The sequence below is a fragment of the Acidocella sp. C78 genome (assembly GCF_907164655.1).
In genome coordinates, this window is record NZ_CAJQZK010000064.1 from 16513 (window position 1) to 37860 (window position 21348).

At 67.1% G+C, this 21348-nt stretch carries 22 protein-coding genes and 1 pseudogene; 12 read left to right on the forward strand and 11 right to left on the reverse strand.

Translation table 11 applies throughout. The annotated features are described in order from the left end of the window. Position 1: 1 nt before the first annotated feature. Together ACIDOCELLA78_RS84315 and ACIDOCELLA78_RS84320 are read left to right on the forward strand one after the other, a co-directional pair. Entirely contained in the window at positions 2-871 is an 870-nt protein-coding gene (locus ACIDOCELLA78_RS84315; RefSeq protein WP_201727942.1) for a LysR family transcriptional regulator, read from the forward strand. A gap of 85 nt (positions 872-956) precedes the next feature. Next, positions 957-1382 carry a peroxidase-related enzyme gene (locus ACIDOCELLA78_RS84320; RefSeq protein ID WP_249675164.1) on the forward strand — a complete coding sequence of 142 codons (426 nt, stop codon included), beginning with the start codon at positions 957-959 and terminating at the stop codon, positions 1380-1382. A 94-nt stretch (positions 1383-1476) separates the two neighbouring features. On the opposite strand, the gene ACIDOCELLA78_RS84325 is transcribed toward ACIDOCELLA78_RS84320, so the two are convergent. Next, positions 1477-3153 (reverse strand): IS1634 family transposase, encoded by a 1677-nt coding sequence (locus ACIDOCELLA78_RS84325; RefSeq protein WP_201727475.1) that lies wholly within the window; start codon positions 3151-3153, stop codon positions 1477-1479. A 178-nt stretch (positions 3154-3331) separates the two neighbouring features. On the opposite strand from ACIDOCELLA78_RS84325, the gene ACIDOCELLA78_RS84330 reads away from it, so the two are divergent. Continuing rightward, the gene (locus ACIDOCELLA78_RS84330; protein WP_249675166.1) at positions 3332-3505 is read left to right on the forward strand and encodes a hypothetical protein; all 174 of its coding nucleotides are present in this window, start codon (positions 3332-3334) and stop codon (positions 3503-3505) included. A 4-nt stretch (positions 3506-3509) separates the two neighbouring features. Here the strand turns inward: ACIDOCELLA78_RS84330 and ACIDOCELLA78_RS84335 are convergent, their stop codons facing one another. Genes ACIDOCELLA78_RS84335 through ACIDOCELLA78_RS84350 form a run of 4 tightly spaced genes read right to left on the reverse strand, consistent with a single transcriptional unit; the run spans position 3510 to position 7633 of the window. Then, positions 3510-4580 (reverse strand): ABC transporter ATP-binding protein, encoded by a 1071-nt coding sequence (locus ACIDOCELLA78_RS84335; protein ID WP_201727943.1) that lies wholly within the window; start codon positions 4578-4580, stop codon positions 3510-3512. After that, complete coding sequence (ugpE, locus tag ACIDOCELLA78_RS84340; RefSeq protein ID WP_201727944.1) at positions 4580-5416, reverse strand: sn-glycerol-3-phosphate ABC transporter permease UgpE; 837 nt, start codon at positions 5414-5416, stop codon at positions 4580-4582. Before ugpE ends, ACIDOCELLA78_RS84335 begins: the two co-directional genes overlap by 1 nt. Further along, positions 5413-6291, reverse strand: coding sequence for an ABC transporter permease subunit (locus ACIDOCELLA78_RS84345; RefSeq protein WP_201727945.1), 879 nt, complete (start codon positions 6289-6291; stop codon positions 5413-5415). Before ACIDOCELLA78_RS84345 ends, ugpE begins: the two co-directional genes overlap by 4 nt. Positions 6292-6304: 13 nt before the next feature. Next, the gene (locus tag ACIDOCELLA78_RS84350) at positions 6305-7633 is read right to left on the reverse strand and encodes an extracellular solute-binding protein (protein WP_201727946.1); all 1329 of its coding nucleotides are present in this window, start codon (positions 7631-7633) and stop codon (positions 6305-6307) included. A 189-nt stretch (positions 7634-7822) separates the two neighbouring features. Here ACIDOCELLA78_RS84350 and ACIDOCELLA78_RS84355 point away from each other — a divergent pair. Both ACIDOCELLA78_RS84355 and pcaC read left to right on the forward strand, forming a co-directional pair. Continuing rightward, positions 7823-8590, forward strand: a pseudogene (locus ACIDOCELLA78_RS84355) (alpha/beta fold hydrolase); the annotation flags it as partial. Then, complete coding sequence (gene pcaC / locus ACIDOCELLA78_RS84360) at positions 8588-8992, forward strand: 4-carboxymuconolactone decarboxylase (protein WP_374223234.1); 405 nt, start codon at positions 8588-8590, stop codon at positions 8990-8992. The pseudogene ACIDOCELLA78_RS84355 and the gene pcaC, both read left to right, overlap by 3 nt. Before the next feature lie 71 nt (positions 8993-9063). On the opposite strand, the gene ACIDOCELLA78_RS84365 is transcribed toward pcaC, so the two are convergent. Then, positions 9064-9561, reverse strand: coding sequence for a MarR family winged helix-turn-helix transcriptional regulator (locus ACIDOCELLA78_RS84365; RefSeq protein ID WP_249675168.1), 498 nt, complete (start codon positions 9559-9561; stop codon positions 9064-9066). A 247-nt stretch (positions 9562-9808) separates the two neighbouring features. On the opposite strand from ACIDOCELLA78_RS84365, the gene ectA reads away from it, so the two are divergent. The 6 genes from ectA (at position 9809) to ACIDOCELLA78_RS84395 (ending at position 15844) form a co-directional block, all read left to right on the forward strand. Beyond that, complete coding sequence (ectA, locus tag ACIDOCELLA78_RS84370) at positions 9809-10303, forward strand: diaminobutyrate acetyltransferase (protein ID WP_201728055.1); 495 nt, start codon at positions 9809-9811, stop codon at positions 10301-10303. 11 nt (positions 10304-10314) lie between these two features. Next, positions 10315-11619 (forward strand): diaminobutyrate--2-oxoglutarate transaminase, encoded by a 1305-nt coding sequence (ectB, locus tag ACIDOCELLA78_RS84375; RefSeq protein WP_201727948.1) that lies wholly within the window; start codon positions 10315-10317, stop codon positions 11617-11619. Between the two features lie 30 nt (positions 11620-11649). After that, positions 11650-12048 (forward strand): ectoine synthase, encoded by a 399-nt coding sequence (locus ACIDOCELLA78_RS84380; RefSeq protein WP_201727949.1) that lies wholly within the window; start codon positions 11650-11652, stop codon positions 12046-12048. 25 nt (positions 12049-12073) lie between these two features. After that, a complete protein-coding gene (thpD, locus tag ACIDOCELLA78_RS84385) occupies positions 12074-13009 on the forward strand; it encodes an ectoine hydroxylase (RefSeq protein WP_249675172.1) in 936 nt (311 codons plus the stop codon). Beyond that, the gene (locus ACIDOCELLA78_RS84390) at positions 13006-14472 is read left to right on the forward strand and encodes an aspartate kinase (protein ID WP_201727950.1); all 1467 of its coding nucleotides are present in this window, start codon (positions 13006-13008) and stop codon (positions 14470-14472) included. The genes thpD and ACIDOCELLA78_RS84390 overlap by 4 nt, the downstream gene beginning before the upstream one ends. 142 nt (positions 14473-14614) lie before the next feature. Next, on the forward strand, positions 14615-15844 hold the full coding sequence (locus ACIDOCELLA78_RS84395; protein WP_201727951.1) for an MFS transporter: 1230 nt from the start codon (positions 14615-14617) through the stop codon (positions 15842-15844). Positions 15845-15854: 10 nt separating this feature from the next. On the opposite strand, the gene ACIDOCELLA78_RS84400 is transcribed toward ACIDOCELLA78_RS84395, so the two are convergent. The 5 genes from ACIDOCELLA78_RS84400 to ACIDOCELLA78_RS84420 are packed head-to-tail and all read right to left on the reverse strand — an operon-like array spanning position 15855 to position 19911. Next, entirely contained in the window at positions 15855-16460 is a 606-nt protein-coding gene (locus tag ACIDOCELLA78_RS84400) for an ABC-type transport auxiliary lipoprotein family protein (RefSeq protein WP_201727952.1), read from the reverse strand. Beyond that, positions 16457-17446: an MlaD family protein gene (locus ACIDOCELLA78_RS84405; RefSeq protein WP_201727953.1), complete on the reverse strand. Its 990-nt coding sequence runs from the start codon at positions 17444-17446 to the stop codon at positions 16457-16459. Before ACIDOCELLA78_RS84405 ends, ACIDOCELLA78_RS84400 begins: the two co-directional genes overlap by 4 nt. Before the next feature lie 22 nt (positions 17447-17468). After that, a complete protein-coding gene (locus ACIDOCELLA78_RS84410) occupies positions 17469-18218 on the reverse strand; it encodes an ABC transporter ATP-binding protein (protein ID WP_201727954.1) in 750 nt (249 codons plus the stop codon). Next, the gene (locus ACIDOCELLA78_RS84415) at positions 18215-19300 is read right to left on the reverse strand and encodes an ABC transporter permease (RefSeq protein ID WP_201727955.1); all 1086 of its coding nucleotides are present in this window, start codon (positions 19298-19300) and stop codon (positions 18215-18217) included. The genes ACIDOCELLA78_RS84410 and ACIDOCELLA78_RS84415 overlap by 4 nt, the downstream gene beginning before the upstream one ends. Continuing rightward, a complete protein-coding gene (locus ACIDOCELLA78_RS84420; protein ID WP_201727956.1) occupies positions 19297-19911 on the reverse strand; it encodes a YjbE family putative metal transport protein in 615 nt (204 codons plus the stop codon). Before ACIDOCELLA78_RS84420 ends, ACIDOCELLA78_RS84415 begins: the two co-directional genes overlap by 4 nt. Before the next feature lie 96 nt (positions 19912-20007). Between ACIDOCELLA78_RS84420 and purB the strand changes: the two genes are divergently transcribed. Next, complete coding sequence (gene purB, locus ACIDOCELLA78_RS84425) at positions 20008-21345, forward strand: adenylosuccinate lyase (protein WP_201727957.1); 1338 nt, start codon at positions 20008-20010, stop codon at positions 21343-21345. Positions 21346-21348 lie beyond the last annotated feature (3 nt).

Genomic DNA, 21348 nt, shown 5'->3' on the forward strand with positions numbered 1-21348 from the left:
GGTGGAGCTGACCCAGGTGCGCTACTTCGTCGCGCTGAGCCGGCTTCTCAATTTCACCCGCGCCGCGGAGGCCTGCAATGTGAGCCAGCCCGCGCTGACGCGCGCGATCCAGCGGCTGGAGGACGAGCTTGGCGGTCCGCTCCTCTATCGCGAGCGCAACCTCACGCAACTGACCGAACTCGGCCGTGCCATGCTGCCGCATCTCGATGCGATGCTGGAAGCGGCCGACAACGCCGTGGCGCTGGCCGAGGCGCGGCGGCGGCAACCGGCGGCCAGCCTGAAGATCGGCCTCGGCCCCGGCGTCGGCGCCGCGGCGATCGCCGGCGCTGTGCGCGAGATCGCGACGCTGATGCCCGATCTGATGGTCCGTTTCGAGGAAGCGGCCGCGGCGATGCTGGTCGAATCGATGCTCTCCGACATGCTGGATTGCGCGGTGCTCCCGGCCGACTGCGCCTTGCCGGAACGTTTCAACCACTGGAAACTCTACGACGAGGGCGTGGTCGCGGTGATTCCGCCGCAGCACCGGCTGGCGAATGCCGAAAGTGTGACCGCCTCCGACCTGAACGGCGAGGTGCTGCTGCATGGCGAACGCTGCGGCGGCTTCGCCCAGGCGCTGTGCGCGGCCTGCGACGGGGCGTTCCGTTTGCGCCGTTGCGATGGCGGCACCGGGCACATGCTCGATCTCGTCGCGGCGGGGCTTGGCATCGCCATTCTTTCGGAACGGATGGCGGTGCCCTCGCCGCTGGTGACCTGCCGCCTGGCCGAGCCGCCGCTGAGCCGCGAGGTGCGCCTCGCCGCGATTGCCGGCCGGCCGCAGGGCCCGGCGGTGTCGGGGTTCATCAAGCTCTGCCGCGCCGGACGAGGCCTCTGAGCCACGCGGCAAGGTTGATTTTCCAACCCCGCGCGCCGAATGTGCCGGGGGAAGCGGACCCAATCCGCCGAAGGGGGCAATGCCGATGAACGACATGCAGCATGACGCGATCAGCCGGTTCCCGGTGCCCGACCTCGCCGCGCTTCCCGCTGATATCCGTGAGAAGATCCTCGCGGTGCAGGAAAAGGCGGGCTTCGTGCCCAACGTGTTCCTCGCCCTCGCGCACCGGCCCGACGAGTTCCGCGCCTTCTTCGCCTATCACGATGCGCTGATGCTCCGCCCGGCCGGGCTGAGCAAGGCCGAGCGCGAGATGATCGTGGTCGCAACCTCGGGCGCCAATCACTGCCTCTATTGCGTGGTGGCGCACGGGGCGATCCTGCGGATTTATGCGAAGGATCCGGAAATCGCCGACCGGCTCGCGGTCAATCCGGGCAAGGCGCGGCTCGCCCCGCGCCAGCGCGCGATGATCGATTACGCGATGAAGGTCGCGACTGCCTCGGACCCGACTTGAACAGCGACCTGAAAATAGTCCAATGAAAACAGCCATGTATTGTGGGCGCGTGGTTTCTTAGCACCACACCCTGCGGCTTTCGGGAGGATTTGGATCAGGAAGCGGATGCGTCTCGCACGTTGGCTGGCAGGGCGACGCCGGCGGCCTTGAAGATCGGCCCGATCGAGTTGGTTGCTGGGGTGCGCAGGACGATCTGCTGCCCGCGCTTGCTGATGGTGACCTCCTGGAGGCGGTCGAGATCACGCAGGAGATCGGCCCATTCGACGCGCTTGCCGGCCCGGCGGAGTTTTTCGTCGAGCGCCTGGTGCAGGATCAGCGCGAGGAACGAGCAGAAGACGTGGCCGCGGATGGCGGCGTCGGAGGAATGGTAGATTGGCCGGGTGCGCATTGTCGCCTTCGCGACACGGAACAGCCGTTCGACATTCTGCAGGTCCCGGTAGCGGATCACCGCCTGCAGCGGTGAAATCCGGGCGTTGGAGCGCAGCACGAAGACGCCGTCGAAGCGGGCTTCCTCGGCGAGCTTGCCGGCGTCGATCTCGAACAGCTTGTGCTTGCGGCCGGGCTTTGCGTCACTGACCGGGCGCAGGAAGCGGCGATAGGCGGAGTTGCCGATCAGCGCCTTATCGCCGCGCGTCAGCTGACGATCGAGGGCGGCGACCACCTTGCGCCTGGTCTCGGCCTCTTCGATGGCCACCGCCTCGTTGCGGCAGACGATATAGCGCTTGCCCGCGACCTTGACCTCCTTGATGAAGAGCTGGGTCTCGTCGCCACCGGCGCGCTCGAGGCAGAGCGGGGTGTAGGGGCGCTCATCGGCCAGCACCACCTCGCGGACGATGCGGTCGGTGCGTTCCCTTGCGCCGAGCACGTATTCCAGCCCGCGCTCCTCCAGCGCGGCGATCGTCGCGGCACTGATCATGCCGCGATCGGCGACGACGCAGACCCGGCCGATGCCGAAGCGCGACCGCAGGCGGTCGATCACCGGCACCAGCACCGAGACATCGGCGGTGTTTCCTGGCCACATCTCGGTGCAGATTGGCCTTCCGTCCTGATCGATCACCACGCCGAGGATCATCTGCGCGAGCTGTGGGCGGTAATCCTTGGAGTGGCCCCGCGCGCCCAGCGTCTCGCCGCCGGCACCTTCGAAATACAGCGAGGTGGTGTCCATGAACACGACCGAGAGGTCGGTGAACAGATCATGCCGTCGGGCGAAGAGACGCTCTTCCACCAGATCCTTCACCGTCCGTGGCGCAAAGGGCGTGGCATCCCCCTGTTCCTCGTCCGGCAGCTCTTCGCCGAGCCAGGCCATGGCGCGGTAGAGGTGATGCAGGCCGAGCTCCTCGGTGCCGGGAATGTCGTAATCCTCGAGCCATTTGTCGCAGGCGCGATCCGAGCCCGAGACCATGATCCGGTGGAGCACGGTGGCGAACACCGCGCGCTCGACCGGGAACTCGAACTGCCGCCCGGCCAGCAGCTCCTCGAACACAGCAGCGATCCCGCTCTCCTGCCACAGTCGGCCGAACAACAGCGGCGCGCCGATCCGCTTGCAGCTCAGCCCGTCCGGATTGCCTGCCGCCAGCTGGGCCAGGACCGAGGCACGGTCGGCATAGCGCGCGATCGAGGCGGCGAGGCGGTCGAGACCTCCATCGGCCAGGACGACTTCCTTCCGGCCCAGGTTCTTGATGATGCGCTGCTTGCTGCGCCCGTCCTCACGGACGCTCTCGACCAGATAAAGGTAGCTGTAGCCGTTGATTCGCTTCTCGCGCACGAACATGCCGAATTGGCAGCCGAAAACCAATCATAAATCAAGTTAAAAGAAGCAATTTACGCAATTATTTAGCACCACGTTTTTGCAAAATCCCGACGTGCCTACGAAAATCTCGAGTGAAATCAAAGATCTCAACTTACGATACCGTATCGTTCCGGGTTTGACTGTTTAAGTCGGGTCGGACATGGTTGGGCCGGACGATCACGCCGCACTCCACGAACAGGGGTTCGACGCCGACGAGATCTGGGATATCGGCGCGATTGCGGCGTTTTTTGCCATGTCGAACCGGCTCGCCAACATGGCCGGGATGCAGCCCAACCCGGAATTCTTCGCGATGGGCCGGCTGCCGAAAGCCTGAACGGTCAGCCTGGCGCGAGGCGCCGGCCGGACTCGCCGTCAAAAACATGGAGCTGTTCTGCGGGCAGGTCGGCGCCGAGTTCGGCGGCGTCCGGCGCCGGCCCGCTGACGCGGATCGCGAAAGCTTCGCCATTGGCGAGATGGCCGTGCAGCAGGGTTTCCGAGCCAAGCGGCTCGACGAGGTCGATCGCCACGCGCATTGCGTCGGGCGATGTGGAGAGGGCCACGTGCTGCGGGCGGATGCCGATCGTCACACCCGCGCCCTCGTTCCCCCACGAGCCGGCGGGCAGCGCGATTTCCGGCCCGGCATCCAGCCGGGCGCTGCGGCCCTCGGGCCCGAGGCGGGCGGCGCAGAAATTCATCGCCGGCTCGCCGATGAAACCGGCGACATAGGTATCGGCCGGATGGGCGAAGACCTCGACCGGCGGGGCGATCTGCGCCGCACGGCCCTGGTGCATCACGATCAGCCGGTCGGCGAGCGTCATCGCCTCGATCTGGTCGTGGGTGACGTAGAGGCTGGTGACGTTGAGGCGCTTCTGCAGCTTGCGGATATCGGCGCGCACCTGCACGCGCAGCCTGGCGTCGAGATTGGAGAGCGGCTCGTCGAACAGGAACAGTTTCGGCTCGCGCACGATGGCGCGCCCCATCGCGACGCGCTGGCGCTGGCCGCCGGAGAGAGCGCGAGGCTTGCGGCCGAGCAGTTCCGAAAGCCCGAGCGTGTCGGCGGCATCCTCCACCCGGCGGGCGATCTCGGCCTTCGCCATGCCCTTCAGCTTCAGCCCGTAGGCCATGTTGTCGAACACGCTCATGTGCGGATAGAGCGCGTAGTTCTGGAACACCATGGCGATGTCGCGCTTCGAGGGATCGACAGCGGTGATGTCGCGCCCGTCGAGCAGGATGCGGCCGCCGCTCGGCGCCTCAAGCCCGGCGACGAGGCGCAGCAGGGTGGATTTGCCGCAGCCCGACGCGCCGACGATGACCAGCATCTCGCCATCCGCGAGGCGCAGGTCGATGCCGTGCAGCACGGTTGTTCTGCCGAAGCTCTTGGTCAGTCCCTGCAGTTCCAGCGTTGCCATTACTTGTCCACTTCGGTGAGGCCGGCGACGAACCAGCGCTGCATCGCCACCACGACGAAGACCGGCGGCACGATGGCGAGGATGGTCGCCGCCATGACGAGGTTCCAGGGCGTGAGCTGGTCCGAGGTGATCATCTGCACGATGCCGAGCACGATCGTGTCGAGCCGCCCGTTGGTCGCGACCAGCAGCGGCCAGAGATACTGGTTCCAGCCATAGACGAACAGGATCACGAACAGGGCGGCGAGATTGGCGCCGGAAACCGGCAGCAGGATGTCGAAGAAGAAGCGCATCGGCCCGGCGCCGTCGAGCTTCGCCGCCTCGACCAGTTCATCCGGCACCGCGAGAAAAACCTGGCGGAACAGCAGCGTCGCCGTTGCCGAGGCGATCAGCGGCATGGTCAGGCCGGTGAAGGTGTTGATCAGGTGGAAATCCGACATCACCGAATAGGTCGGGATGATCCGCACCTCGACCGGCAGCATCAGGGTGATGAAGATCAGCCAGAAGGCGACCATGCGGAAGGGAAAGCGGAAGAAGGCGATGGCGAAGGCCGAGATCGAGGAGATCGCGATCTTGCCGATGGCGATGCCGAGCGCCATCAGCGCGCTGACCATCATCATGTGCCAGATCGGCACGCCGCCCTTTGCGGTGTTGCCGAAGCCGAGCGCATTTATGAAGACGGGCAGGCCCGAGAGGCGCGGGATCAGCGACAGGTCGCCGCGGTTGATCGCCCCGGCCGACTGGGTGGCGCCGGCGAAGGCGACCCAGATCGGGAAGATGAAGATAAGCACGCCGACAATGAGCACGGCATGGGCAAGATAGTCGGGCCTGCGGTTCATGTGGCGCGCTTGCCGGTGTAGCGGAACTGGACCGTGGTGAGGACCACGATCAGCGCCATCAGGATGACCGATTGCGCGGCCGAGCCGCCGAGGTCGAGATTGATCACCCCGTCGCGATAGACCTTGACCACCAGCGTCGTCGTCGCGCTGCCGGGGCCGCCGCCGGTGAGTGCGAAGATCAGGGCGAAGGCGTCGAAGGCAGCGTAGACGGTGTTGATCACCAGCAGGAAGAAGGTGGTGGGGGCGAGCAGCGGCCAGATCACGGTGCGGAACCGGTAGAACCCCCGCGCGCCGTCGAGCGTCGCCGCCTCGATCACCGAGGCGGGCACCGATTGCAGGCCCGCGAGGTAGAAGATGAAATTGTAGCTCACCTGCTTCCAGGCGGCGATCAGCACGATCAGGCCGAACGCATCGTTGCCGTTGGTGGCGTAGTTGAAATCGATGCCGAGCCGGGTAAGCGCGTTGGAGAGCAGCCCGATCTGCGGCTGGAGCAGGAAGACGAAAATCACCGAGGCCAGCGCCGGTGCGATCGCGTAGGGCCAGATCAGCAGGACGCGATAGACCGCCTGGCCGCGGATGCCGCGATTGGCGAAACAGGCCAGCACAAGGCCGCCCGCCATCGACAGCACGGTGACCGCCGCACAGAACACGACGGTCCGCAGCAGCGCCGCCTGATAGACCGGCGAGCCCAGCAGCGAGCCGAAATTGGCGAGGCCGACGAAGGTGGTGTTCAGCCCGAAGGCGTCCGTCGCCTGGACGCTTTCGGAGAAAGCGCGCCAGGCGGGAAGCAGGAAGAAAAGGATCGTGATGGCGAGCTGTGGGGCCACCAGGACGGCCGGCAGCAGCCGGCCGTCGAACAGGGTGCGTCTCTCCATCGCGCCGGCTGGATCAGCCGTGCAGGGCGCGGGCGAAGCGGTTGACCACCGCCTGGCTGCGCTGCTGGGCGCGCGCCAGCGCCTTGTGGGCCGGCGTGCCGTTCTGGATCGCGCTTTCCCATTCTTCCTCGATGATCACGCGGACTTCCGGCATGCCGCCCAGGCGGATGCCGCGCGAATACTTCGTCGGCTCCGTGCGGGTGAGCTGCTTGACCGCGAGGTCGCCGCCCGGCTGCTTTGCGTAAAAGCCCTGCTTGGCGATGTAGTCGTTCCCCGCCAGCGTCACCGGCACATAGCCGGTGGCCTCGGCCCAGCTGGCATCGTTCTGCGGCTCGGAGATGAACTTGAAGAAGCGCGCCACGGCCTCGTATTCCGCCTTGCCGCGCCCCGGCGCGGTCATCGCCCAGAAGGCGGCACCGCCGATGATCGAGTTGATCGGGCTCTTGATGATCGACTGATGATAGGGAAGGTAGGCGTTGGCGAAGCGGAACTTGGCGCTCTTCACCAGCTGGCCGTAGATCGAGGAGCTGTCGAAGGTGATCGCGGCCTTGCCGGCGTAGAAGATCGGGCTCGGCTTGCCGTCGCGGCCCTCATAGTGAAACAGGCCGTCCTTCTGCATCGTCAGCAGCGTGTCGAGATTGCGCACGAAGGGATGCGAGTCGAGCCGCAGTTTCGGGTTCGGGCCGCCGAAGCCGTCATTCAGCGTGGCGTATTCGACATTGTGGATGGCGGCGAACTGCTCGAAATGCACCCAGGTCGGCCATGAGGTCATCACCGGGATTTCCGCGGCACCCTTCGCCTTGATCGCGCGGGCGGCCTTGATCACGTCGTCCCAGGTCTCGAGCGGGGCCTTCGGGTCGAGCCCGGCCTTCTCGAAGGCGTCCTCGTTGATCCACATCAGCGCGGTCGAGGAGTTGAACGGAGCGGCTCCCATCTTGCCGTCATTCAGGCTGTAATAGCCCCGCACGGCGGGAATGTAGGTCGAGGGTTCGATGCCGACGCCCGTCATTTCGGCGAGCTTGTAGACATCGACCACCGCGCGGCCGGCGCCGAGCATGTCGGCGGTGCCGACATCGAACACCTGGGCGATCGAGGGCGCCTTGCCGGCGCGCCAGGCGGCGATGGTGGCTGTCAGCACCTGCGGGTAGGAACCCTTGTAGACGGCCTCGACCGCGAAATCGGTCTGGCTCTTGTTGAAGGCGTCGACGATCGACTGCAGCTTGTCGCCGAGCGCGCCGCCCATGGCGTGCCAGAGTACGACCCGTGTGGGGGCGGCGGCGCGCGCGGTGGCGGCGACCAGCGCCGTGGCCGGGGCCGAGGCGATCAGGGTGCGACGTTTCATGAGAAGTCCCTTTGGCTGAAGTTGGCGTAGCCAGTTAACGCGACTGCATGGCGTGGCGATGACAGTATCGTGACACATTGATGACAAGATCGTGGGTCGGTGCGCCGATCAAGGGGTGCTGACGGTTGCCGGATGCCGCGCGCCGGTCCTATGGTCCGCGCTGCAACGAGGCGACGAAGGGAGCAGGCGATGTTCGTGACGGCGGGTGACATCAACGTTCATGTCAGGATCGATGGGCGGGATGGATCGCCGCCGCTGGTGCTGCTGCATTCGCTCGGGACCGATCACAGGGTGTGGGACGACCAGGTGGCGGCGCTTGCCCGCAGCTTCCGGGTCATTCGCCCCGACATGCGCGGCCACGGCCTCACCGAATCGACGCCGGGCGACTACACGATGGCGCTGTTGGCCGGTGATGTCGCCGCGGTGCTCGATGCGCTTGGTGTCGGGGCTGCGGTGATCGGCGGTATCTCGATAGGCGGGATGATCGCGCAGGAGTTTGCGGCGCGACATCCCGGCCGCACCGAGGCGCTGATGCTCTGCGACACCGCGATGGCGATCCCCTCGCTGGAATCCTGGCGTGAGCGGGTGACGAACCTGCGCGCGCACGGGATGGGCGCCATCGAGGACGGCGTGCTGGCGCGCTGGGTGACGCCAGGCTTCATCGACGCGCCGCCGGCGCGCGGCCTGCGCGCGATGCTGCGCGGCACCAGCGTCGATGGCTATGCCGGCTGCGCCATGGCGATCGCGATGGCCGATCTCGCGCCGTCGACCCGCCGGCTCAAGGTGCCGGCCTTGGTGCTGGTCGGCGATGGCGATGTTTCGACGCCGGTGGCCAGCGCGCAGGCGCTGATGACGGCGCTGGCCGAGGGCGGCGCGCCGGATGTGCGTTTCGTGGTCATCGAGAATGCCGCGCATATCCCCACCGTGGAGAAGCCCGCCGAGGTTACCCGCGCGATGCTGGATTTCCTCGCCGCCCGCAGCGGCGGCGATACCTATGAGGCCGGGCTCGGCGTGCGCCGGGCGGTGCTCGGCCCCGCCCATGTCGCCCGCTCGCTGGACGGGGCGACGGAATTCGACCGCGACTTCCAGCGCTTCATCACCGAAACCGCCTGGGGCAAGGTCTGGACCCGTCCAGGCCTGCCGCGGGCGATGCGCTCGCTGCTGGTGCTGGCGATCACCGCGTCACTCGGGCGCGAGGAAGAGTTCAAGCTCCATCTGCGCGCGACCCGCAACACCGGGGCGACGCGGGAGGAAATCGCCGAAGCGCTGATGCAGGTCGCCGTCTATGCCGGGGTGCCGGCGGCGAATTCCGCCTTCCGCATGGCCAAGGCGATCTTCCGCGAGGAAGAGGCGGGATAGGGTTCCCGCTGCCGCTCGGCGGCCGACCGGGTCCATCGCCCGCATTTTTGAACCGTGTCGCCGGCCGGGCGTCAGCCTGGTGACGGGCCGGCGGCACGGTCGATGGCGCCGGCGGCGATCAGCGGCGCGGCATCGATTTCCGCCGCATCGAGCAGCGTTCCGACGCGTTCGAGCGCGGCGAGGATCATCGCCTGTTCCCAGAGCGGCAGCGTCTCGAACCGATCGCGGAAACGTTCCTGCAACAGGTCCGGCGCCCGGGCGAGAGCGGCGCGGCCCGCCTCGGTCGCGGCCATGATCACCTGGCGTTTGTCCCGCTCGCCGCGGCGGCGGGAGATCAGCCCGGCGGCAACGAGCCGGTCGGCGATATTGGTGATGGTCGCCTGGCCGAATTGAAGCGCCGCGGCGATGGCCCCCGGCGTCGCATCGCCCCGGCGGTCGATTTCCTGCAACACAAGAAACTGCGAGGTGGTCAGCCCCGTTGCCGCATAGAGGCGGTGGCTGCCCTGGTCGGTGGCACGCAGGATGCGGCGGATCGCACGCAAGGTCGCGCTGGTGAGAACTTCGTCCATGCGGCTGATGGAGCCCCAGAAGCCTGACATTTGCAACCGCAATATATTTCATTATGCGAAGAATATTTCTGGGATTCTGACGACCTCCGGTTGAACGAATTCATAAAAAACTTGAAAAAGGCGCAAGATTTCTTATCCTATCGCAAGCAGGGTCGCCGAGCGCGGCATCATACGACATAATACTGCTTCGGAGGTTAAAATAATTTTGGGCCATATCGATCATCTTGCGGCACCGTGCGGCAGCGCGGTGTCGTTGCGTCGGCCAACCGCTGCCGATGGTCCGGCGGTGACCGCATTGATTGCGGACTGCCCGCCGCTCGATCTCAACTCGGCGTATTGCAACCTCCTGCAATGCACGGACTTCGCCGAAACCTGCGTGATCGCGGAACGCGAGGCGACGGTGGTGGGGTGGATTTCGGGATATCTGCCGCCCTCCGACCCATCGCGTATCTTCGTCTGGCAAGTCGCGGTGTCGGCCGCTGCGCGCGGCATCGGCCTTGGCGGGCAGATGCTCGACGCGCTGCTCGATCGCCCGGCGATGGCCGGCGTCCGCGCCCTTGCGACGACCATTACCGAAGGGAATACGGCCTCGTGGCGGCTGTTCGAGAGCCTCGCCCGACGGCGCGGCGCTTCCTTCGTCCGCGCGGTGCGGTTCGACCGCGCCACGCATTTCGCCGGCCGCCACGACTCAGAGTTCGAGGTGACGATCGGCCTGCCCCGACCCGCCAGCGACCAAGCATGAAAGGACATCATATGACCGACCTGCCGCGCCCTTCCCGGCGCAAGCCGGATACCGCGATCTATGAGCGCATGGAGTCGCGGGTGCGGAGCTACTGCACCGCGATCCCGCGGCAGTTCACGCGGGCCGAAGGCGCCTGGCTGCATGACAGTCAGGGCGGAAGATATCTCGACTTCCTCGCCGGCTGCTCGTCGCTGAATTATGGCCACAACCATCCGGTGCTGAAACAGGCCCTGATCGACTACATCGCCCGCGACGGCATTGCTCACGGCCTCGATTTCCATACCGACGCCAAGGCCGATTTCCTCGACGCGCTGGAGACCGTGATCCTGAAGCCACGCGGCATGGACTATCGCGCCATGTTCGTCGGCCCGACCGGGACCAACGCGGTCGAGGCCGCGCTAAAGCTTGCCCGCAAGGTGACCGGACGGCAGACCGTGATCGCCTTCACCAACGGCTTCCACGGCATGACGCTCGGCGCGCTCGCCTGCACCGGCAACGAGGGCAAGCGCGGCGGCGCCGGCGTGCCGCTCGCTCATGTCAGCCACGAGCCCTATGACGGGTATTACGGCCCGGAGATCGATACCGCCGACCTGATCGAGCAGCGCCTTGCCGACGGCTCCTCCGGCCTCGATGCGCCGGCGGCGTTCCTCGTCGAGACGGTGCAGGGCGAGGGCGGGCTGAACGCCGCCTCCGCCGGATGGCTGCGCAAGATCGCCGCCCTCGCGAAGCGCCACGGCGCGCTGCTGATCGTGGACGACATCCAGGCCGGCTGCGGCCGCACCGGGCGCTTTTTCAGTTTCGAGGAAATGGGCATCCGCCCCGACATCATCACCCTCGCGAAGTCGCTCTCCGGCATCGGGTCGCCCTTCGCGCTGACCCTGTTCCGCCCGGAACTCGACCAGTGGAAGCCCGGCGAGCATAACGGCACCTTCCGCGGCAACAACCACGCCTTCGTCACCGCCGCCGCCGCGATCCGCCATTTCTGGAGCGACGGCGCCTTTGCCGCCGACATCACGAGGCGCGGTGACCTGCTTGGCCGCCGGCTTGATGCGATCGCGGCGCGGCACGGGATGAGCACGCGCGGTCGCGGCATGATGCGGGGCATCAATGTCGGCACCGGCGAGATGGCCGACCGCATCACCGGCATCGCCTTCCGCGAGGGGCTGGTGATCGAGACCAGCGGCGCCGATGGCGAGATCGTCAAGGTGCTGGCGCCGCTCACCATCGATGACGACCTTCTGGCGGCCGGGCTCGACATTCTCGAAACCGCCGTCGATGAGGCCGCCGCGCCCACCTACAGCATTGCCGCCGAATAACGCCAGGCGACAGCAAGCAAGGAGCAGAACATGATCATCCGGACTCTGAAGGAGGCGCAGGCCTCCGAGCGAAAGGTCGTCACCGATGGCTGGGACAGCGTGCGCATGCTGCTGCGCGACGACGGCATGGGTTTCTCGTTCCACATCACCACGATGTACGCGGGCAAGGAATTGCGGATGCATTACAAGCATCATCTCGAATCGGTCTTCGTGCTGAGCGGGGAAGGGACGATCGAGGATCTCGACGCCGGCGAGACGCACGAGCTGAAGCCGGGCGTGCTCTACGTGCTCAACAAGCACGACCGCCACGTGGTCCGGCCCAAGACCGATATCGTCACCGCCTGCGTGTTCAACCCGCCGGTTACCGGCCAGGAAGTGCATGACGCATCCGGCGCCTATCCGCCCGCCCCGGTCGGCAAGGCCGCCTGAGATCCTGGTCCGCAACGAACGAAACGTGGGAGAACAGACAATGGACGATCTCTACCCGTCGCGCCGCGAACCCACCCCCTCGCTGCTGCCGCGCTATGATCCGGTGGTGCATGGGCGCTGGGCGCCCGGTGCCCCGTTGAGCGACGAACAGACGGGGTTCTACGACATCAACGGCTATCTCGTGCTGGAGAACGTGTTCGATCCGGCCGAGATCGCGCTGTTGCAATCCGGGTCGATGGACCTGCTGGCCGATCCCGCCGGGCTCGACCGCGAGACCATCATCACCGAGCGCGGCAGCGACGAGGTGCGCTCGATCTTCGCGATCCACGCGCAGAACGAACTGCTCGGCCGTCTCGCCGCGGATTCGCGGATTGCCGGGGTGGCGCGCTTCCTGCTGGATGACGATGTCTACATTCATCAGTCGCGGCTGAACTACAAGCCGGGTTTCGATGGCAAGGAATTCTACTGGCACTCCGATTTCGAGACCTGGCATGTCGAGGACGGCATGCCGCGGATGCGCGCTCTGTCGATGTCGATCCTGCTGGCCGAGAACACCGCGAATAACGGCCCGCTGATGGTCATTCCCGGCTCGCACCGCAAATATCTCACCTGCGTCGGCGAGACGCCGGAGAACCATTACCGCGCCTCGCTCAAGAAGCAGGAATATGGCGTGCCCGACCGCGAGATGCTGACGGCGCTCGCCAGCGATCATGGCATCGTCGCGCCGACCGGCAAGGCCGGCACCGTGGTGCTGTTCGACTGCAACACGATGCATGGCTCGAACGGCAACATCACGCCCTTCCCGCGCTCGAACGCGTTTTTCGTGTTCAACGCGAAGGCGAACAGCCTGGTCGAGCCGTTCGGCCCGAAGACGCGGCGGCCTGAATTCATCGCCGATCGCGATTTTCGGACTGTGGATATCGTGGCGGGTCCGCTGGTGCGGCGCGAGCGCGCGGCATGAGCATTGCCCCGAGTGTCGAGAAGATCGGCGGCACGTCGATCACGGCGACGGACGCGGTTGTCGGCAACGTATTGATCGCCGGCCGCGCCGGCCGCGATCTCTACCAGCGGATCTTCGTGGTCTCGGCCTATGGCGGGATCACCGATCTGCTGCTGGAGCCGAAGAAGAAGACCGATGCCGCGAAGCCGCCGGGGCTCTTTGCGAGCTTCGCCGCCGATGGCGACAAGGGCGACTGGCGCGACGCGCTGGAAGCGGTCGCCGCCGCGATGCGCGCCCGCAACGAGGAGGTATTCGGCACGACGGCGGAGCGCGCCGTCGCCGACGATTTCGTCGCTTCCCGCATGAGCGAGACCCGCGCCTGCCTCGACGATCTCGACAGCCTGCGCGGCCACGGGCATTTCCGGCTCGACGAACCGCTCGCCACCCTGCGCGAGCTGCTCGCCGGGCTTGGCGAGGCGCATAGCGCGCACAATACCGCCCTGCTGCTGCGCGCCCGTGGCGTCAACGCAGCCTTCGTCGACCTGACCGGCTGGCAGGACGGGCGCAATTTCGACCTCGAGGAGCGGATCCGCACCGGGCTGGACGGGCTCGATCTCGCGACCACCCTGCCGATCGTCACCGGCTACGCGAAATGCGCGGATGGCATGGTCCGCAAATACGACCGCGGCTATACGGAGATGACCTTTGCCCGGCTCGCCGTGCTCACCGGCGCGCGCGAGGCGATCATCCACAAGGAGTTTCATCTCTCCAGCGCCGATCCGAAGGTCGTCGGCGTCGGCAAGGCGCGCAAGATCGGCCGCACCAATTATGACGTGGCCGACCAGCTCGCCAATCTCGGCGTCGAGGCCATTCACCCGGGGGCGGCGCGTGGCCTGCGCCAGGCGGGCATCCCGCTGCGGGTGCGCAATACGTTCGACCGGCACGACGAGGGTACGCTGATCTGCGCCGACTACGTCTCTGCCGCGCCGCGCATCGAGATCGTCACCGGCATCCGCGAGGTCCGCGCGCTGCAGTTCTTCGAGCAGGACATGGTCGGCAAGAAGGGCTATGACGCCGCAATCCTCGACACGTTGACGAAACACCGCGCGCGTATCGTCAGCAAGTCGTCCAACGCCAACACCATCACCCACTACCTCGCCGCCGGCGGGCCGACGGTTCGGCGGGTGATTGCCGATCTTGAGGCGCGCTTCCCGAATGCCGAGGTCTCGGCGCCACGCCTGGCCATGGTCGCGCTGATCGGCAGCGATCTCAGCGAGGAGGGCTGTGTCGCCCGCGCGCTGGGCGCGCTCGGCGCGGCGGGAATCGGGGTGAAGGCGATGCAGCATCAGATGCGCAATGTCGATATCCAGTTCATTCTGGATGCCGACCGGTTCGATGACGCGATCCGTGCCCTGCATGGGGAGTTGGTGGAATGTCGAGCGGTGGAGGATGGCGAAGGTCGGAAGCTTCGTGCGGCTGCCTGATCGCGTATCCGTGCGAATCTGACCCGCGCACGCGGCATTGACCACGGCAAAATCCGCGCCTAGGCCGAAGTTCAGCTTTCGGGACGGAGCATCGTTTTCCGTCGCGAATCCGCGGCGCTGCGAGGCAGGAAGGTAAGATCTGATGGTTGCTTCGCTGGTTTCCGTCCGCAGCCTGCTTCTTTCCATCTTCATGCTGATGGCCGGCAGCGGCTTTCTCTCGACGCTGATGAGCCTGCGGCTCGAGGCGACCGGGACGACACAGTTGCTGATCGGCCTGATCGGCACCGCCTATTTCGCCGGGCTCACACTCGGCGCGCTCCGCGCGGGGCGGATCATCGAGCGGGTCGGTCACATTCGCGCCTTCACCGCCTTCGTATCGCTGTTCTCTGCGAGCACGCTGGCATGCACGATCTGGCAGGATTTCAGCTTCTGGGCGGTGCTGCGCTTCGTCGAGGGCATATCCCTCGCCGGCGTGTTCATCTGCATCGAAAGCTGGCTGAACGAAAGAGCGACGCCGCAGACCCGCGGCGCCATTCTCGCCTTCTACATGGTGGCGCTCTATGCCGGGCAGGGGGCCGGGCAATTCCTGCTCGACCTCGGCAATCGCGCCCCGGCGCTGCCGTTCATCGCAGCTTCGATCCTGTTGTCGCTCGCCGTGATCCCGATCGCGCTGACCCGGCTTCCCGGGCCGGTACTGGGCGTTTCGACGCCGCTTTCCTTCCTCAGGCTCTACCGGATTTCCCCGCTCGGCATCTTCGGGGCGGCGATGACCGGGGTGATGCTGGGCGGCTTCTACGCGCTCGGCGCGATCTACGCCCATGGGCTCGGCATGGCCCGGTCGCAAACCGCGCTGTTCATGAGCGTGGTGATCATGGGAGGCGTCGTGCTACAGGTTCCCATAGGTCGCCTCTCCGACCGGTTCGACCGCCGCAAGGTCATCATCGGCACCTTCGCCGGGGCAGGGATCGTCAGCGTGATACTCGGCGCGCCGATATGGCCGCCCGGGGTGGTGGATGCGCTGGGGTTGCTGTTCGGCGGGCTTGTCTTCACCCTCTATCCGCTTTGCGTCGCCCATACCAACGACTTTCTGGACCCCGAGCAGCGCGTGGGCGCAAGCGGCGGTCTTGTGCTGGTCTATTCAATCGGTGCCGCGATCGGGCCGGTGATCGCAGCCATTGCGATGACACGGACCGGCCCGGGCGGATTGTTCATCTTTCTCGCGCTCGCCGCACTTGCCGCCGTCGGCTTCGGCGTCTGGCGGCAGCGGGTGCGTGAGCCGGTTCCGAACGAGCAGCAGCAGCCTTATCAAATCCTCACGCGCACCACGCCGATCGTCGCCACTCTTGATCCGAACACGCCGGAAGAGGGTTGAGCGGCCGCGATTACCGGAACCGCCCGACCAGGGTGACTGCCTGACGCAGCACGCTGGCGAGGGCGCCGCGCTGCGCCGCAACCAGGTCTTCCGGCGTTATGCCAACGAGCGGCGCCGAGGCGGCAAGGCGCCGCTGCGCCAGCGGCCTGTCGCCGATGCCGACCGGCTTTGCGATGACAAGGGTCAGCGCCGCGCGGGCCTCGCCTCGCGCGGGCGCGGCGAGCAGCGTATCGAGCGTGCCGCCCACGGTCAGGTCCGCCGTCACCGATGATCCATCCCCGACCACCGCGGCGAAATCGCCCGAGGCCTGGAGCCAGGCGATCAGCGCGGCGGTCGCCGCATCCGCCGGCGCCGTGGCCCAGCGATTGTAGTAGCCACGATGGATGCTGCCATTGGCTTCGAGCGTGATCAGCCCGCGATCGGTCAGCACCGGGCCGGCATCGAGGCCATGCACCTTCACCACACTGCGCGAAGGGCGGGATGCCGCCCGGAGATCCGGAGGCGGAGCGAGCGGCCAGTCGATGCGCGGGCGGTAGGGTTGTTCCGACAGCACCGTGCCACAGCCGGCAAGCGCCAGCGGGGCTGCGAGGGCGAGGCGGCGGGAGATCGGGGTCATGGCGTCTCTCTCGGGGGTTCCCGGCCGCGCAGCACGGCGGCGGGATTGCGTTTCAGCGTATCGGACAGGTCTTCGAGATTCGCCGATGCCTGCTTCAGCGATTGCAGGATCGGCAGCATCTGCCGCTCGACCGTCGCTGTCGCCTCGTTGGCGTGGCGGATCGTTGCCTCCGACTGGGCAACCAGCGCCGGCATCGCCGCACTTGCCTTTGCAAGTGCCGTGCTGGTGGCTTCGAGCTGCTGCAGGATTTCGCGGGTCTGCGTGCCGTCGGCCAGGGTGCGCATCGAGCGGGTCGTCGCCGGCAGGTCGGCCAGCTTGACCTGCTGCTGCAACTCGACCAGCAGGCCGTTGGCATTGACGAGCGCGTCATGAGCGCTGCCGGTGGTCAGTTCGCGGTTCACCGTGCTGATCATCGAGGTGAGGGTATCGATCGTCTGGCCGAGCTTCACGTTGCGCATGTTGTTGAGCAGGCCCTGAACCGCGTCCTGCACCTCGGTCAGCGTGCTCGGCACCGAGGGGATGACAAGGTGATGCGGCGTCCACGGCACGGTTTGCGGCGGATTGGTCTGAGCGTTGACGAAGCTGAGTTCGAGATAGGCAAGGCCGGTGATGCCCTGCGGTGCGACCTGCACGCGCAGCCCGTGCCGGATCGCCTCGCGGATGTCGGCATCGCGGCCGAGCTTGCTCGGGTCGATCCGGTACTGGACCACCACCTGATGATAGACCTTGCGGTTGAGGTTCTTCTGATCGGGCGGCGGATATTCGGCGGCGACAAGTGCTATGGCGGTCACCTTGCCGATGGTCACGCCGCGGAACTTTACCGCCGAGCCGACATCGAGCCCCTGGACCGATTCCCGGAAATAGGATTCGTAGACGGCTCCGCGCTGGAACATGTTGCCAGACAGCAGGAAGACCAGCCCGATCAGCACGACGACGGCGCCGATCACGAACAGGCCGGTGCGCAGCGCGGCGCCTCTGGGTTCCATCAGCGTTCTCCCGTGATCCGGCTCATGCGGGATCCTCCTCGCGGTTAAAAAATGCGCGCACGCGCGGATGCGCGGCCTCGGTCCGGAGCTCGCGCGGCACGCCGAGCGCGATCATGCCGCGCGCGTCCCGATCGAGCATCAGGCAGCGGTCGGCGATCGCGAAGATCGAGGCGAGTTCGTGGGTGATCACGACGAAGGTGCATCCGAGGGCGGCGCGCAGGTCGAGAATCAGCCGGTCGAGCCCGGCGCCGGTAATGGGGTCGAGCCCGGCGGAGGGCTCATCCAGAAACAGGATCGGCGGGTCGAGCGCGAGCGCGCGGGCGATTGCGGCGCGCTTGGCCATGCCGCCGGAAATCTCCGCCGGCAGCCGGTTCGCCGCCTCCGCGAGGCCGACCAGCGCGAGTTTCACCCGTGCGATTTCGGCGCGGGCGGCGGCCGGCAGGTCGGTGAAGACGGTGAGCGGCAGCATCACGTTCTCCAGCAGCGTCATCGAGCCGAACAGCGCGCCGGACTGGAACATCACCCCGATCTCGCGGCGGACGGCTTCAACCTCCGTCACCGTGTCGTGCCCGGCGACGCTGATCCGCCCTTCGGTTGGGCGGAGCAGCCCGATCATCTGCTTGAACAGGGTGGACTTGCCGCAGCCCGAGCCGCCGAGCACGACGAATACCTCGCCGCGCGCGACCTCGAAACTTACGTTCTGGAAGATCACCCGCGCATCGAAGCTCTGCGCCACACCTTCGACGCGGATGGCCGGCGCGTCGGCGTTCACTGGCCGAGCCTGTAAAGGATCACCGCGAACAGCCCGTCGAGCAGGATGGTCGCGACGATGCCGCCCACCACCGCCGAGGTCGCGGCCTCGCCCACCGCGCGCGGCCCGCCCCCGGCGGTCAGCCCGGCGCGGCAGCCGATCAGCCCGACCGCGGCGCCGAAGACAACCGATTTCATCAGCCCGAGCAGCACGTCGTGCGGGCTGGTCGCCATCTGCATCTGCGCGACGATCGCCGAGGGCGGAAAGCCGAGAATGCCCATCACGAAGCCCATGCCGAGCACGCCAGACACGTCGATCCCGAGGGCGAGCGCCGGCATCACCAGCATCGCCGCCGCCATCCGGGGAATGACGAGCATGGTGCCGGGGTCGATCCCCATCGTGGTCAGCGCCGCGACCTCCTCGTTCACCATCATCGTGCCGAGTTCGGCGGCGAAGGCCGAGCCGGTGCGCCCGGCGAGAATGACGGCGGCGAGCAGCGGGCCGAGTTCGCGGAACAGCGAGAGCGAGACCAGGGCGGCGACGTAGATATCGGCGCCGAACTGGCGCATCGGGATCGCTGACTGGAAGGCGAGGATCATGCCGATGAGAAAGCCGAGCATGATCACCAGTGGCAGCGCCTGCGCGCCGGCGCGCTCGGTGATGCGATAGAAATTGCCGCCGCGCAGGAAGCGCCGCCGCCCCGGCAGGCCAGCCGTGGCAAGAATGGTTTCGCCGAAAAAGGCGATGCGCACGCCGAGAGTCCGCAGCGGTCCCCGCGTTTGTATCGCGCGCGGTGAGGGTGGCGTGCCGGTCTCGGGCAGGGCGGCGCGCAGCCGGGCGATCAGGCCCTCGGCCGCCGGCGTCACCCCCTGCCAGCGGGTTTCTCCCGCATGGCCGCGTTCGAGGGCGAGCAGCAGGGCCGCACCCGATGTGTCGATCCGTGCCGCGCGCGAGAGGTCGAGCGTCATCACCCCCTGTGCCGCGCGGGCGACGGCAATGGCGCGGGGCCAGGCCTCGGTCAGCGCGGAGGCGGTGAGCGGCCCGGTCAGGGCAATCACCGGTCCGTCCGCGCCGCTGGAAATCTCGACCGCGGCCTCGCTCATCCGAACCAGCCCGGAAGGTGCCAGCCCAGATGCGTCGCTACCTGAAGGATGCCGCCATGGATCATCTCAAGTGCGACATATAGGACGATCGCGAGCCCGACCCAGACCAGCCAGCGCCGTTTCGTGAGCAGACGTGCGACGAAGTTGGCCGCGATGCCCATCAGCACCACCGAAACCAGCAGGCCGGCGGCGAGCAGGGCGGGGTGGTCGCGCGCCGCCCCCGCGACCGCCAGAACGTTGTCGAGGCTCATCGAGATGTCGGCGATGATGATCCGTAGCGCCGCGTCGCGCAGCTTGCCAGGGGCTTCGCTTGCCGCCTCATCCGGCCGGCGGTTGAACTCCCGCCAGGATTTCCAGACCACGTAGAGCAGCAGGATGCCGCCCGCGAGCGTCAGCCCGATGATCGCCAGTAGCCGGAGCGCGACCAGCGCGAGGGCGATGCGGATCACGGTTGCCGCCGCGACGCCGATCAGGATCGCCTGTTTCTGCTGCGCCTTGGGTAGCCGCGCCACGGCCAGGCCGATGACGATCGCGTTGTCGCCCGCGAGGACGAGGTCGATCATCAGAACCTGCGCGAGCACCAGCGCATCGGCGAGCATCAATTCCATCATGTCGGGTTCGCGGAGCCGGCCGGTCTTGTCAACCGGACGGCCCCGGCCCAAAACGGCGCCGCGCCGGCCGCCGGCCTGGAAGATGGGAGAATTTCGATGGTTCCGCGTTACGCCCGCCCGCAGATGGTCGCGATCTGGCAGGAATTGAACCGCTACCGGATCTGGTTCGAGATCGAGGCGCTGGCCGCCGAGGCGATGGCCGCCACCGGCGACGTGCCGGCCGAGGCCGCGCGCACCATCCGCGAGAAGGGCGGCGCGCGCATCGCCGCGATGACCGAGGCCGATGTCGAGCGTATCGCCGAAATCGAGCGCGAGACCCGGCACGACGTCATCGCCTTCCTCACCTGGCTGGCCGAGGGGGTGGGGCCGGACTCCCGCTTCGTCCATCTCGGCATGACCTCGTCGGATGTGCTGGATACCTGCCTCGCCGTGCAGCTCACCCAGGCGAGCGATCTGCTGCTGGAGGGGATCGACGCGGTGATGGCGGCACTCAAGCGCCGGGCGATCGAGCACAAGCTGACGCCGACCATCGGCCGCAGCCATGGCATCCATGCCGAGCCGACCAGCTTCGGCCTCAAGCTCGCCGGCCACTATGCCGAATTCGCCCGCAACCGCGCCCGCCTGCTCGCCGCACGCGAGGAGATCGCGACCTGCGCGATCTCCGGCGCCGTCGGCACCTTCGCGCATCTCGACCTCTCGATCGAGGCGCATGTGGCCCAGAAGCTCGGCCTGCGACCCGAGCCGGTCTCGACCCAGGTGATCCCGCGCGATCGCCACGCCGCCTTCTTCGCCGCCCTCGGCGTGATCGCCTCCGGCATCGAGCGGCTGGCGACCGAGGTGCGCCACCTGCAGCGCAGCGAGGTGCGCGAGGCCGAGGAATTCTTCCATCCCGGGCAGAAGGGCTCGTCGGCGATGCCGCACAAGCGCAACCCGGTGCTGTCGGAAAATCTCACCGGCCTCGCCCGCATCGTGCGCGGCTACGTGGTGCCGGCGATGGAGAACGTCGCTCTCTGGCACGAGCGCGACATCAGCCACTCCTCGGTCGAGCGGGTGATCGGGCCGGATGCGACGATCACGCTCGATTTCGCCCTGCACCGGCTGGCCGGCATGATCGAGAAGCTTACCGTCTATCCGGAGCGGATGACCGAAAACATCGAATCGCTCGGCGGCGTCGTGCATTCGGGCGAGGTGCTGCTGCTGCTCGCCCGCGCCGGAATCTCGCGCGAGGATGCCTACCGGATCATCCAGCGCAACGCGATGGCGACCTGGACCGCGCTCGGCCAGCCCGATTTCCGCCGCTTCCGCGACCATCTGCTGGCCGACCCGGAAGTGGCCGGCCGGATCAGCCCGGAAGCGATCGACGCGGCGATGGACCCGCGCCTGCATCTCGCCCGGGTCGATGCCATTTTCGACCGGGTGTTCGGATCGCACTGACCG